This is a genomic window from Devosia sp. LjRoot16 (assembly GCF_964252795.1).
GTDB lineage: Bacteria > Pseudomonadota > Alphaproteobacteria > Rhizobiales > Devosiaceae > Devosia_A.
On sequence record NZ_CAXUPH020000002.1, the window covers coordinates 125,219 to 138,453 of the forward strand.

Annotated in this window: 10 protein-coding genes; 4 read left to right on the plus strand and 6 right to left on the minus strand. The window is 65.6% G+C overall.

All coding sequences use genetic code 11. The features are described from left to right. Positions 1–88: 88 nt before the first annotated feature. The 3 genes from ACSQ23_RS11070 to ACSQ23_RS11080 form a co-directional block, all read right to left on the minus strand. On the minus strand, positions 89–580 hold the full coding sequence (locus tag ACSQ23_RS11070; protein WP_436090641.1) for a peptide deformylase: 492 nt from the start codon (positions 578–580) through the stop codon (positions 89–91). Positions 581–584: 4 nt separating this feature from the next. Further along, positions 585–3,011: a penicillin-binding protein 1A gene (locus tag ACSQ23_RS11075; RefSeq protein WP_055996291.1), complete on the minus strand. Its 2,427-nt coding sequence runs from the start codon at positions 3,009–3,011 to the stop codon at positions 585–587. Between the two features lie 154 nt (positions 3,012–3,165). After that, positions 3,166–4,383, minus strand: coding sequence for an N-acetylmuramoyl-L-alanine amidase (locus ACSQ23_RS11080; protein ID WP_436090642.1), 1,218 nt, complete (start codon positions 4,381–4,383; stop codon positions 3,166–3,168). A 671-nt stretch (positions 4,384–5,054) separates the two neighbouring features. Between ACSQ23_RS11080 and ACSQ23_RS11085 the strand changes: the two genes are divergently transcribed. Next, a complete protein-coding gene (locus ACSQ23_RS11085; protein ID WP_436090643.1) occupies positions 5,055–7,832 on the plus strand; it encodes an Rne/Rng family ribonuclease in 2,778 nt (925 codons plus the stop codon). A gap of 81 nt (positions 7,833–7,913) precedes the next feature. Here ACSQ23_RS11085 and ACSQ23_RS11090 read toward each other — a convergent pair whose 3' ends face one another. Then, positions 7,914–8,813 carry an AraC family transcriptional regulator gene (locus tag ACSQ23_RS11090; RefSeq protein ID WP_436090644.1) on the minus strand — a complete coding sequence of 300 codons (900 nt, stop codon included), beginning with the start codon at positions 8,811–8,813 and terminating at the stop codon, positions 7,914–7,916. 124 nt (positions 8,814–8,937) lie between these two features. Here ACSQ23_RS11090 and ACSQ23_RS11095 point away from each other — a divergent pair, with 124 nt between their 5' ends. Together ACSQ23_RS11095 and ACSQ23_RS11100 are read left to right on the plus strand one after the other, a co-directional pair. Further along, positions 8,938–9,627 carry a helix-turn-helix transcriptional regulator gene (locus ACSQ23_RS11095; protein ID WP_055878001.1) on the plus strand — a complete coding sequence of 230 codons (690 nt, stop codon included), beginning with the start codon at positions 8,938–8,940 and terminating at the stop codon, positions 9,625–9,627. A 77-nt stretch (positions 9,628–9,704) separates the two neighbouring features. Continuing rightward, complete coding sequence (locus ACSQ23_RS11100; protein ID WP_436090645.1) at positions 9,705–10,079, plus strand: VOC family protein; 375 nt, start codon at positions 9,705–9,707, stop codon at positions 10,077–10,079. Between the two features lie 320 nt (positions 10,080–10,399). Here ACSQ23_RS11100 and ACSQ23_RS11105 read toward each other — a convergent pair whose 3' ends face one another. Together ACSQ23_RS11105 and ACSQ23_RS11110 are read right to left on the minus strand one after the other, a co-directional pair. Then, positions 10,400–10,909, minus strand: a complete 510-nt coding sequence (locus tag ACSQ23_RS11105) for a GNAT family N-acetyltransferase (protein ID WP_055996282.1) — start codon at positions 10,907–10,909, stop codon at positions 10,400–10,402. 4 nt (positions 10,910–10,913) lie between these two features. After that, positions 10,914–12,068 carry a pyridoxal phosphate-dependent aminotransferase gene (locus ACSQ23_RS11110; RefSeq protein ID WP_055996279.1) on the minus strand — a complete coding sequence of 385 codons (1,155 nt, stop codon included), beginning with the start codon at positions 12,066–12,068 and terminating at the stop codon, positions 10,914–10,916. Between the two features lie 135 nt (positions 12,069–12,203). Here ACSQ23_RS11110 and ACSQ23_RS11115 point away from each other — a divergent pair, with 135 nt between their 5' ends. Beyond that, positions 12,204–13,127, plus strand: a complete 924-nt coding sequence (locus ACSQ23_RS11115) for a DsbA family protein (protein WP_436090646.1) — start codon at positions 12,204–12,206, stop codon at positions 13,125–13,127. The last annotated feature ends 108 nt before the right edge of the window (positions 13,128–13,235 follow it).

Sequence of the window (13,235 nt, forward strand, 5' to 3'; positions counted from 1 at the left end):
CGATATCCCCTTCCCGACAACATGCTCGGCGTGCGGGGCTTGGGGCGATTCGCGCCGATGCTTGAGGCCGTTAGCAGCGACGCCTACTTCAGCCTTCGCCGCGCTTCTTCCATTTCTTCAGCACCATGTCGCGCTTCAGGCGGGACAGGCGTTCGAGGAAGAAGGTGCCGTTGACCTGGTCGATCTCGTGCTGGGCGATGCGGGCCGGCAGGCCTTCGAAACGGCGCTGCTGGCGGGTGCCGGTTTCGTCGTCCCAGGCGATCTCGGCGGCGTAGGGGCGAACGATCTCCACCTCGACGCCGAGCATCGACACCGAGCCTTCGGGGCCGGGGATGCTGGGGCCGTCGGTCGAAACGATTGCGGGATTGTAGAGCACGAGGTAGTCGCGCTTTGCCGGGTCTTCGTCGGCGCTGATCACCACGACCGGGGCGACGGCGCCGATATGGACGGCGGCGAGGCCATAGGCATTGGCGGCGCGCTTTGCCTCGAGCAGGCGGTTGCCGATGGCCCTGAGGCTGTCGTCCAGCGGCCGCGGCTCGGCCTTGCGGGTGAGCCGCGGATCGGGATAGGCGACGATCATCGGGCTAGAACAGCCCGCCGCGGCCCAAAGTCATATCGGTCGCGGCAGGATCCTGGCCGGCCTGGATGGCCTGGAAGGCGTTGGAGTCGACGCCGATCACCGAGGTGACGAGGTTCGGGCCAGTGCCGGGCTTGAACGCCTCGTAGATTGCCTGGTCGCCGCCATTGGCCTTCACGCCGGTGCCCGGATCGATCCACACCTGAGCCATGCCGCCGGGCATGTTGAACGGGGTCGGCGGCTTGCCCTTCAGGGCCTTGGAGACGAACTCGGTGAAGATCGGCACGGCCATCTCGCCGCCGGTCGACTGGCGGCCCATGTTGCGCGGCGTATCGAAGCCGACATAGACGCCGACCGCCAGCTCGGGGGTGAAGCCGATGAACCAGGCGTCCTTGTAGTCGTTCGAGGTGCCGGTCTTGCCGGCGACCGGACGACCGAGGCTCTTGGCGCCGGTGCCGGTGCCGCGCTGCACCACGCCTTCCATCATCGAGGTGATCTGGTAGGCGGTCATCGGGTCGAGCACCTGCTCGCGATTGTCGATGATCAGCGGCTCGCCCTGCTGGTTCCAGGTTTCGGCGGCGCAGCCGTCGCAGACGCGCTCATCGTGGCGGTAGATGGTCTTGCCGTAACGGTCCTGGATCCGGTCGATCAGGGTCGGCACGATGCGGCGGCCGCCATTGGCGATGGTGGCGTAGGCAGCGGTCATCCGCATATCGGTGGTTTCGCCGGCGCCGAGCGCCATGGCCAGCACCGGGTTCAGCTCGTCATAGATGCCGAACATCTTGGCATAGTCCGAGATCAGCGGCATGCCGAGATCCTTGGCGAGGCGCACGGTCATGACGTTACGCGAGCGCTCGATGCCGCGACGCAGCGTCTGCGGGCCGTAGAATTCCTGCGCGTAGTTCTCCGGCCGCCAGACCGAGCCGTCGCCATTGACGATCTCGATCGGGGCGTCGAGCACCACCGAGGCCGGGGTGTAGCCGTTATCGAGCGCCGCCGAATAGACGATCGGCTTGAACGAGGAGCCGGGCTGGCGCATCGCCTGGGTGGCGCGGTTGAACTCGGACTCGGCGTAGGAGAAGCCGCCGACCATGGCGAGCACGCGACCGGTGCGCGGATCCATGGCGACGAGCGCGCCTTCGAGCTCGGGCACCTGCTCCAAGGTGTAGGCGCCCTCGCGGTCGGCGAGCTTCGAGACATAGATCACGTCTCCGGGCTTCAAAATCGAGCCGAGCTTCTTGCTCACCCATTTGATATCTGGTCCGGCGATCGTGCCGGTGACGCGCTCGGCCGAAACCTTGCCCTCGATATCGGTGGCGGGACGAATGCCGATGCGGCCTTCGTTGTCGCCCATCTCCAGCACGACGGCGAGGGTCCATTCCGGCACGTCGCTGAGCGGCTTGACGGCGTTGACCGCGACGCCCCAGTCCGAACTGATGTCGACGCTGGCGATGGGACCGCGGAAACCTTCACCGTGATCATAGTGGATCAGCCCATCCATCAGGGCACGGCGCGCGTAATCCTGCAGATGCGGGTCGAGCGTGGTGCGGACGCTGAGCCCGCCGCCATAGAGCTCGGCCTCGCCATAGAGCTTGCCGAGCTGGCGGCGCACTTCCTCGGTAAAATACTCGGCCGAGAACAGCTGGCTGCCCGAGGTGCGCGGCTTGACGTTGAGCGGCTCCTCCTTGGCCTTGGCAGCCTCCTCGGCCGTCACGTAGCCATTCTCGACCATGCGGTCGATCACCCAGTTGCGGCGTTCGATGGCTTGCTTGGGGCGGCGGAACGGGTGGTAGTTGTTCGGGCCCTTGGGGAGCGCGGCGAGATAGGCGGCCTCGCTGAGCGTCAGCTCATACAGCGCCTTGTCGAAATAGTTGAGCGCCGCCGCGGCCACGCCATAGGAGTTGAGCCCGAGGAATATCTCATTGACGTAGAGCTCGAGGATCTTGTTCTTCGAGAAGGTCGACTCGATGCGCAGCGCCAGGATGGCTTCCTGGATCTTGCGGTCCCAGGTCTGCTCGGAAGTGAGAAGGAAGTTCTTCGCCACCTGCTGGGTGATGGTCGAGCCGCCACCCTGGATCGAGTCATTGCCCTCGACGCGCGCCATGATGTTGTCGCGCAGGGCGCGGACCACACCGTCCACGGCGATACCCGAGTGGGTATAGAAGTCTTTGTCTTCGGCCGAGATGAAGGCGTTGATGATCAGTGGCGGAATGGTTTCGATCGGCTGGAACAGCCGGCGCTCCCGCGCATATTCGGCCAGGAGCGTCCCGTCCGCGGCGTGCACGCGCGTCGTCACCGGCGGCTGATAGTCCTTCAGCACGGTGTAATCGGGCAGCGTCGCATTCAGCTGGTTGAGATAGACGGCGCCAACCGCAACGGCACCCAGGGCGCAGAACACGCCGAAACCGAAGAGCCAGCCGAGAAGTCTGAGCATCAGATCGTGAACCTTGGAGCGGGCGCCATGGGTCCGATCGGATGCGGCGCGGAATATTGCGGAATCATACCAGACAAGGGCGGAAATGTGGACAAGGGCGTCCTTTCGAGAACTTGCCCTTCAAGAACTTGCGACGCGACGCGTACCCAAAACGTCACTGCGGCGCCACCGCGGCCTTCTGCGTGCTGTCGAAATAGTCGGCGATGCCGCGAGCCAGGGCGTTCACCACCCGGTCGCGCCAATCGGACTGCTGCAGGTTGGCGATGTCGGAGGCATTGGAAAGGAAGCCGAGCTCGACCAGCACCGAGGGCACGTCCGGCGCCTGCAATACGAAGAAATCGGCCTGCCGCACCGGGAAGCGGCGCAGCGCCACGCTCGGCTCGAGCTGGTGGACGATGGCCTCGGCGGCGAGGAAGCTCGATTTGCGCATCTCGCGCCGCATCAGATCGACGAGGATGTCCATCACCGCGGGCGTTGCCTGCGGCACCGAGAAGCCGGCGACGATGTCGTAGCGGTTCTCGCCGTCGGCCAGCACCTTGTCGAGCACGTCAGTAGCGTTCTCGTCACGGGTGTAGACGCTGGCGCCGCGGATCTCGGGCTGCTGGAAGCTGTCGGCGTGCAGCGAGATGAACAGGTCGGCCTTGTTCTGGCGGGCAAGATCGACGCGTTCGTTGAGCGACAGATAGGTATCATCCTCGCGGGTCAGCGCCACATCGAAGCGGCCGGAATCGATCAGCACCTTCTGCAGTTGCAGCGCGAAGGTGAGAGTGATGTCTTTCTCGTGCGTGCCATTGGGCGCACTGGCGCCGTTGTCGACGCCGCCATGGCCGGGGTCCAGCACCACCAGCGGACGGGTGGCAGTGATCGGCGCGTGTGTGCCGGGGTCGGTAGGAATGGTGGCGGGAGCGGCGCCCTGATTGGCGATGGAGGCCGCGAGGTCGGAGGCGACCTTGGTCGCGAACTCCGCAGGGGTCGCCGCAATGATGTCGACGACGAGGCGGGCCGGCTGGTCGGCGACCGCATCGAGGATATAGGCCTGCTGCACCTGGGCCGGTTCGGCCAGCGTCAGCATGGTGCGCGCCCTGCCCTTTTCGGCCATCTCGACGGTATAGCCGGTAACGATGCCCTTGCCCGCGACGTCGGCCGGCGCGAGGATCTTCAGCTCGAACGCCTTGACGTCGATGGCGATGCGGTTGGGTTTGTCGAGCGAGACGATGGCAAACTCGGTCGGCCCCGAGAGATCGATGATCAGCCGCGCCCGCTGCGGCGTCGCGGTGACACGCGCATCGATGACATCGGGGTAGTCGTCGATCGATTCGAGCTGGGCGAAGGTCGGGTGCGCGGCGAACAGGCTGGCCACGAGGACAAGCACAATCGCCGCAAACCCAGCAAATCCGCGGGTATGGCCGGCGGAACCGGCAGATTTCAACAAGACAGCAGCGCTCCCTGAGAGTGGTGCAAGACGCCAGATCACTCGGGCGATTCTGCGGCGTTACGCACGGTGCGTCGACAATGCAATAATGTGATCGATCTGGAAGCCGCCCGTACCCATGGGTTTTGAGTTTCCTGTTGCCAATTTGCGGCAACAACCCTAAAGCCATCTTGAGGCGGCCTGCTGCCGCCACCATATGCCGGAGCGGCGCAATCGGCGCCCCTGGCCCTCGTGGTCGGCAGCGGCGGATCGGAAATCACCTGAGGTGACCCGGTCTGAAGTGCGGCACATTTGGCGCCTCGCGATAGAATCTCGATCCCTCGGGGTCGAAGAACAGGCGGTTTGATTAGCGCTGGCCTGTTCTCAAGGAAGAGGTCTGATGGCCATCGGGCAGACAAAGAGTGACGCGATCCCGAACAGCGGTTGCGCTTTTGTCGTCGAAGTCCCGGCTGCCTTCGCTCTCCAGTCTCGCGGCGGCGCGCGCGCCGTTGCTTTTGCCGGCGCCTCGCGCGCCATCCTCCTAAAACCATTCGCCTCGCATTGCGCTACGCCAGGAGGACCGGTTCGCCGGTCGATCGGTGTCGGCGCGCGACGGCGCGGAGACTTAGTCTATGGCTACAAAGCGCATGCTGGTGGATGCCATCCACCCGGAAGAAACACGGATCGTCGTCACTAACGGGAACCGGCTCGAAGAGTTCGATTTCGAATCCGCCCAGCGGCGGCAGCTGCGGGGTAATATCTACCTCGCCAAGGTGACGCGCGTGGAGCCCTCGCTCCAGGCGGCTTTCATCGAGTATGGCGGCAACCGCCACGGCTTCCTCGCCTTCTCGGAAATCCATCCCGACTATTACCAGATCCCCATTGCCGACCGCGAAGCGCTGCTGCGCGACGAGGCGCATGACGACGACGAGCACGAACACGAGCACGCCGCGGCCAATGCCGCCGCGCCGGCCGAGGTTTCGTCGGAGCATGACGACGCCGAGGGCGATGAAGAACACAGCCACATCGAGCAGGCGCCGACCAGCAACGAGCCGGTCGAAAGCGTCGGTGGTTCGGATGCGCTGGAAGACGTGCAGGAACGCCGTCGTCCGTCGCAGCGCCGCCACCAGTACAAGATCCAGGAAGTGATCAAGCGCCGGCAGGTGATGCTGGTGCAGGTGGTCAAGGAAGAGCGTGGCAACAAGGGCGCGGCCCTCACCACCTACCTGTCGCTGGCCGGCCGCTACTCGGTGCTGATGCCCAATACCGCGCGTGGCGGCGGGATTTCCCGTAAGATCACCAACGCTGCAGACCGTAAGCGTCTCAAGGACATCGTCGGGGATCTTGAAGTGCCGCAGGGCCAGGGGATCATCCTGCGCACGGCCGGCGCCAGCCGCACCAAGGCCGAGGTGAAGCGCGACTTCGAGTACCTGCAGCGGCTGTGGGAGAACGTCCGCTCGCTGACGCTCAAGTCGCAGGCCCCCTGCCTCGTCTACGAGGAAGGCTCGCTGATCAAGCGGACCATCCGCGACCTCTACAACAAGGATATCGACGAGTTGTTCGTGGCGGGCGACGACGCCTACCGCGAAGCCAAAGACTTCATGCGCATGATCATGCCGAGCCACGCCAAGAACGTGCAGCTCTACAAGGATGACGCGCCGCTGTTCAGTAAGTTCAACGTCGAAGGTCAGCTCGACCAGATGTTCTCGCCGCAGGTCACCCTGCCGTCGGGCGGCTATCTGGTGATCAACCCGACCGAGGCCTTGGTCTCGATCGACGTGAACTCCGGCCGCGCCACCAAGGAACACAATATCGAGGACACGGCGCTGCAGACCAACCTCGAGGCGGCGGAGGAAGTCTCCCGCCAGCTGAGGTTGCGCGATCTGGCCGGCCTGATCGTCATCGACTTCATCGACATGGTGGAGAACCGCTCGAACCGGGCGGTGGAGCGCAAGCTCAAGGAATGCCTGAAGAACGACCGGGCCCGCATCCAGGTCGGCCGTATCAGCCATTTCGGCCTGCTCGAGATGAGCCGCCAGCGTATCCGCTTCGGCGTGGTCGAAAGCTCGACGCACAAGTGCCCGACCTGCCAGGGCACCGGCCTGGTCCGCTCGGTGGAGAGCCTGGCGCTGATGGTGATGCGCAACGTGGAAGACCACGTGCTGCGCAAGCCTGGCCAGTCGATCAATGTGCGGGTGCCGACTGATGTGGCGCTCTACATCCTCAATACCAAGCGCGGCACGCTGAACAACCTCGAGGCCAAGTATGGCCTCTCGATCACCATCGTCGCCGATGACCATGTCGGTCCCTCGCACTTCGCCATCGAACGTGGCGAGGCCCGCGTACTCGACCGCAGCGAGCCTGCCGGCACGCACGTCCGCGTCGACACCACCACGATCATCGACGCCGAGGCCGAAGCGGCCGACGCGTTGATCGAGGATGAGGACGACGAGGAGGAAGAAGAAGCCGCTACCGGTGGTGGCGAGCGTCAGGCGCGGACCGAAGAAGGTGGCGAACGCTCCGGCCGTCGTCGTCGTCGTCGCCGTCGTGGTGGCGATCGCGAGGATCGTCCGCAGGGTGGCCAGCAACAGCAGCAGCCGCGCCAGCCCGTCGAGGCCGCATCGGACGACGAGTCCGAGGACGGTGAAGGCGATGAGGCGCCGCGCCAGGCGGGTGAAGGTGCCGTCGGTGAAGACGGCGAGCCGCGTCGTCGCCGCCGCCGCGGTCGTCGTGGCGGTCGTCGCAACCGTCGCGATGGCGAGGGTGGCGAGCAGCGTGATGGCGTGACGGCCGAGCCGAGTTCGGAAGAAGCCGTCGCTGCAGCCGACGCGCCGGCCGTGGCAGTGGTTGCCGAAGCGCCGGCCAGCGCGGCCGGTTCGGTGGCAGCCGACGAAGCGCCGGCCGAAAAGCCGAAGCGTGGTCGCCGCAAGAAGCCCGAGCCTGTGGCAGAGGAGTCTGCTCCGGTGGTTGCAGCGCAAGCTGCTCCCGAGGTCGCAGAAGCGTCAGCACCCGTAGTCGCGGATGCTCCCGTGGTGGCGGATGCTCCCGTGGTCGCAAAGAAGCCCGCTCGGGGGGCAAAGAAGGCTGCTCCCAAGGCCGCGCCGGCTGCCGAGCCGGAAGCCGTCACCGAGGATGCTCCGAAGCCCAAGCCGTCGCGGGCCCGCAAGCCCAAGGCCGCGCCGGCTGAGGCCGTGGCTGCCGAAGCTGCGCCGGCGGAAACCGTCGCCGAAGCTGCCGCGGCTCCCGCGCCGGAGCCCGAGGCCGCACCGCGCCGTCGCGCCAAGAAGGTCATCCCGGAAGGCGAGATCGTCGTGAGTTCGACCGCCCCGGCCGCTGAAGAGCAGCCGGCGGAAGACGCCAAGCCGAAGAAGGCCGGCTGGTGGCAGCGCCGCCTGGGCCTCGGCGGCTAAGCGAAAGCACACATGCAGAATCGAAAAGGGCGGGATCATCTCCCGCCCTTTCTCGTTGCAGGCTCGCCTCAAGCGCCGGTCTCACGCCTCGATATGGCTTGTCATGGCCAGCGGCAGGAAGATGTCGGTGACGACCTCGTGTTCGGCAACGACCGGAACAACGCTCACCCGCTCACAGTAGAGCGGAAAATCCCGCAGGGTTTCACCGCTTGACGGTAACCAGTCGCGATACAGGAACTCGATCGCCGGCTCGACATTCTCGCTGCCGATGGCTCGCAGCACCGCACAACGTCCGGCCGGGATAACACCGGCCTCCACGCCCTGCTCGTTTGGTTCGATTGTTCGGTCCGTCGCGGCACAGATGTCGACGCGGAACTCGTCCGCCGGCGTGATCTCGGAATCCGAATGAAAGACATTGTAGGTCTGACTCGCAGCCGCCTTCAGACCTACTGCGCGTCGCCAGCCGATGAACTTCTGGATGGTCGCACCGACCAGGGCCGGGTTGCCTCGGTGCTGCAGGACCGCGACGGGTGTTTCCGGCACGTCCACGGTGTGAACGTCGTCCAACGAGTACTTCGTTTTCATGAGCCTGCTCCTGGCGTTGGTCATTGGCCACAGACCGGCAAGCCACTCCTCCCAGTTGGGAGTATCCCGGAATGCGGAAGGGGTTTGTCCCAACCGTTCCCGAAATACGCGGGCAAAGGCATCGGGGGCAGTGTAGCCGACATCCAGTGCGGCCTCGGTTACGCTCGCCCCCTGCGTGAACGCCAGCACTTGTCCGGCTCGTTTCATGCGGACCAGTTGGACATAGCGATGCACAGAGATGCCGAAGGATGCCCTGAACTGGCGATGGAAATGGTACTTCGACAAGGCCGCAACGGCACTCAGCGCATCGAGGCCAAGATCGTCCTCAAGATGCTGGTCGATGTAGCTCAACACCCGTTTCATGCGCGCGTCATGGGCCGCTTGCCGCGTCGTCATCCTGCCCTCCTGTGGCGCGATCACTCTGCCAAGGTGCTGGAAGGTACGCTCGACCGATCTTGCTGAAAAATGGCAGCGTCTGGAAGTCGACGCCGCGCCGCCGTCAATCTGATATCTGAGGCGCATGTCCCGCACCGAACGCCTGCTCGACCTGATCCAGTTGCTGCGCCGCCATCGGGCGCCGGTGACCGGCCCTGCCCTGGCCGATGAACTCGGCATCTCGATCCGCACGCTCTACCGCGATATCGCGACGCTGCAGGCGCAGGGCGCCGATATCCAGGGCGAACCCGGACTTGGCTATGTGCTCCGCCCTGGCTTCACGCTACCGCCGCTGATGTTCTCGGCTGACGAGATCGAGGCGCTGGTGCTCGGTTCGCGCTGGGTAGCCCGTCGCGCCGAGGATCCGCGGCTGGGCGATGCGGCAGCCAATGCCCTGAGCAAGATCACCGCGGTGCTGCCGAGCGAGTTGCGCGACAGCGTCGACGGCTCGAACCTCCTGGTCGGAGGCGGCGAGGTGATCCCGGCGCAGGTCGACCTCTCGGCCATCCGCCTCGCCATCCGCGAGCAGAAGAAGCTGGTTATCGCCTATCGCAATGCCGGCGGCACGGCGACCGAGCGCACGATCTGGCCGTTTGCCATCGGCTTCTTCGACCGGGTGCGTGTGGTCATCGGGTGGTGCGAACTCCGCACCGACTATCGGCATTTTCGGCTCGATCGTATCGACCGCATGGAGATCCTGGCTGAGCGTTACCCGCGCCGACGCGCCGCCATGCTGAAGGAGTGGCGCGAGCGCGAGGGTATTCCGGTTCGCTGAGCAGCGGGAAATCGACCACTGCCGGAAACTGTCAGTGCTGCCGGCTAGACGGTCTCCATCGACAACGGAGACCTCCCATGCGCACCCTCAACTACCTGCTCCTCGCCGTCCGCGACCCGCTGCGGAGCGCTGAGCTTTACAGCAAGCTGCTCGGCCGCGAGCCGGTGGAGAAAGCCCCGACCTTCGTGCTCTACGTGCTGCCCAATGGGTTGAAGATCGGCCTGTGGCTGGCCGACGAGATGGAGCCCAGGCCGAACGCCGCCGGCGGGGTCGAGATCTCGTTCAGCGAAGACAGCCAGGACGCGGTCCGCGCTACCTTCGAAGAGTGGAGCAAGCTGGGGCTGAAGGTGCTGCAGGCGCCGACCGAGATGGATTTCGGCTTCACCTTCGTGGTCGAGGATCTTGACGGCCACCGGCTGCGCCCGTTCGTGCTGGCGGATAATCCGCGCTAGGGCGGTTTCACTGGGAGCATCACCAGCAAAGCTGGTGGAGGCGCAGCCGCAAGTACCGTGGCGTCGGCACACCCCCTCCGAGCTGCGCTAGCCTCGCTGCGCTCCCAAGCTGCGCTTGCCTCCCCCGTCAAGGGGGAGGTGGGCATCGAGGTTGTGGCCAGACGTAGCCACAAGCACCGGCCGGCACCCTCCCCTTGACGGGGAGGGATGGGTGGGGTGTGCAGCGCGCGCGATGTTCGCTGGGACCACTCGTCCCTCAGGGAGCGCGGTAACGCCCCGAGGAGAGGGGCTCAGTAACGACAGCCGAAACGCCGGCTCGCTCAGACGGGCCGGTGGTGGCGGTAGACCAGATCTTCTGCGTCCTGGCGCGGGGCATCGTCGTCCCGCATCGCACCGAGGCGCACGGCCACAGCGATCGAGCGGGTGTTGGCGGGGTCGAAATAGCTGACGAGGCTCGGCAGCCGCAGCGTCGCAAAGGCCCAGTCGCGGAATGCCGCTGCGGCTTCCGTCGCGTATCCCTTCCCCTCAAAGCCGTGATAGAGCATCCAGCCCAGTTCCTTCTCGGGAAACAGCGGGCCGTGGTTGATGCTCACTTCGCCGACGCATACGCCGTCGTGTCGGACCACCATCAGCCCGCCATGGCCGAAAAGGTCCCAACTGGCGATGTCGTGGCAGAACATGCCCCAGGCGCCCCAGCGGTCGAATGGCCCGCCCATATACTTGGCCCGGTCCGACATCATGATCTGCTCGAACGCGGGAAAATCCGCGAGGGCCGGCCGACGCAAGCGCAGCCGCGCCGTCTCGATCGTAGGAATCACCAGCCCGCTCATCGCCTTAACGCCCCTTCAAGAACCTCTCGATCCGGTTCAGACCCTCGTCGATCGTCGCGCGTGTGCCGGCGTAGGAGAAGCGCACGAAGCGGTTGCCGTTGAGCCGGTCGAAGTCGATGCCAGGCGTTGCCGCCACCCCGACTGCGTCGAGCATCTGCATGCAGAAGCTGAGCGAGTCATTGGTGAAGCGGGAAAAATCGACATAGGCGTAAAACGCGCCGTCGCCCTCGTTGGCGGAGGCAAGACCGAACTGCGCCAGCCCCTCGGCCAGCACGTGCCGGTTCACCGCGTACTGCGCCTTCTGCTGCTCGGAATACTCCCGCTCGCCGAGCGCCACGCGGCCGGCGATCTGGCTGAGGGTCGGGGCGGCGATGAACAGGTTCTGCTGCAGGATGTTGGTGCGCCGGTTGAACCGCTCGGGCAGCACCATCCAGCCGATGCGCCAGCCGGTCATGCAGTAGTATTTTGAAAAGCTGTTGATGATGATGGCGTCGTCGGTGAACTCGAGTGCCGACACCGACGGCGCCCGGTAGTCGAGCCCGTGGTAGATCTCGTCGGAAATGAACTGCACGCCGAGCCGGGCGCAGACGTCGACGATCTCCTTCAGCGCCTCGCGCGTCACCGCGGCGCCGGTCGGGTTAGCCGGCGAGGCGAACAGCAGGCCATCGAACTTTTCGCGGGCATAGGCCGCCTCGACATCGGCGGCGCTGAGCCGCCAGCCGGCGGCGGCCGTCACCGGGATCTCGACCGCCTGCATGCCGAGGGCATCGAGCGTGTTGAGGTAGGCCGGGTAACCGGGACGGGTCACCGCGATCTTCGCACCAGGCCCGAATGCCCCGAGGAAGGCGAGGATGAAGCCCGAAGACGAGCCCATGGTCACGACGATGCTCTCGGGATCGACCGTCGCGCCGTGCTGCGAACCATAATAGTCGACCAGGGCGCGGCGCAGTTCGATCTGCCCGGCCGAATGGGTGTAGTGCTGCGGCAGTTCCAGCGCGGCGGCAACCGCCTCGCGCACCCGCGGCGCCGGCGGCGCACCCGGCTCGCCCGATTCCATGTGCATCACGCTGCGACCGCTCGCTTCGACGAGCTTGGAGCGCGCGGTGACTTCCATCACGTAGAACGGCCTCAGGCCGGTGAGTTTTTCGTCGGTCTGCATGGCGCCTTGGCTACGGGAATTGCCGCGCCGCCTCAACTAGAATTGAAGCCGCGGCGTTCGGTCCGGGCGGCGCAGCATGGCATAATCGGCCTGGTCTGCTAGACAGGACCGCAACAGGGTCGTTCCGGAGTTCGCATGTCTCGCCTCACCACCATCCTCGTGCTTGCCGTCGGTGTGCTGGCGGGCGGGCTCGGCGCGACGCTGCTGTCGACGCCGAAGCTCGATGAAGCTGCCGTCACGGCCATCGCCGAGAACGTGGTGGCGAAGGCCAAGCCGGAGCCAGGCCTCACCGCTTCGGCGGTCGAAACCATCGTCGCCGACCTGATCGCCAAGCAACCCAAGCAGGACACCCCGCAACCGGTGGCGGCGCTCGAGCAGTCGGCCATCGATCCGATGATCGAGAAATACCTGCTCGGCAATCCGCGCATCCTGCAGAAGGTTTCCGCCGCCCTCGATGCCGAACTGACCGCCGAGCGCATGGCCGCGACACGCACCGCGATGGTCGAGCTCAAGCCCGCGATCTTCGAGTCCGAGAACGGCATCGTGCTCGGCAACCCCAATGGCGACGTCACGCTGGTCGAGATGTTCGACTATAATTGCGGCTATTGCCGGCAGGCCCTGCCCGATCTCGCGGCGCTGCTCGACAGCGATAAGAACCTCAAGGTGGTGCTAAAGGAGTTCCCGATCCTGTCGCAGGGCTCGGTGGATGCCGCGCGCATCGCCGCGCAGGTGGCTGACGCCGATGTCGACTACTGGGCCTTCCACCAGGCGCTGTTCACCAGCCGCGGCCAGGTCGACAAGGCGGCGGCGCTGAAGGCTGCGGCGGACCTCGGGCTCAACCCCATCACCCTCGAGATGGGCATGGCGACGCCGAGAGTCGACAAGGTGATCGAGGAAAGCTACCGCATCGCCGACCGGCTGAAGATCACCGGCACCCCGACCTTCATCATCGGCGACGAGATCATCCCCGGCGCCATCGGCCTCGACGCCCTGAAGCAACGCATCGCCAATATGCGGGCGTGTGGGGCGACGGTGTGCACCACGGAGCAGCCGGGCTGAGTGACTTAGGCGGATCAACCTCTCCGCCGGCGCGAGCCGCCCCCCACCCCTGTCCCCTCCCCGCAAGGGACGACAAGATGTCGCCCTGAGGGGGAGGGAGACCAAAAC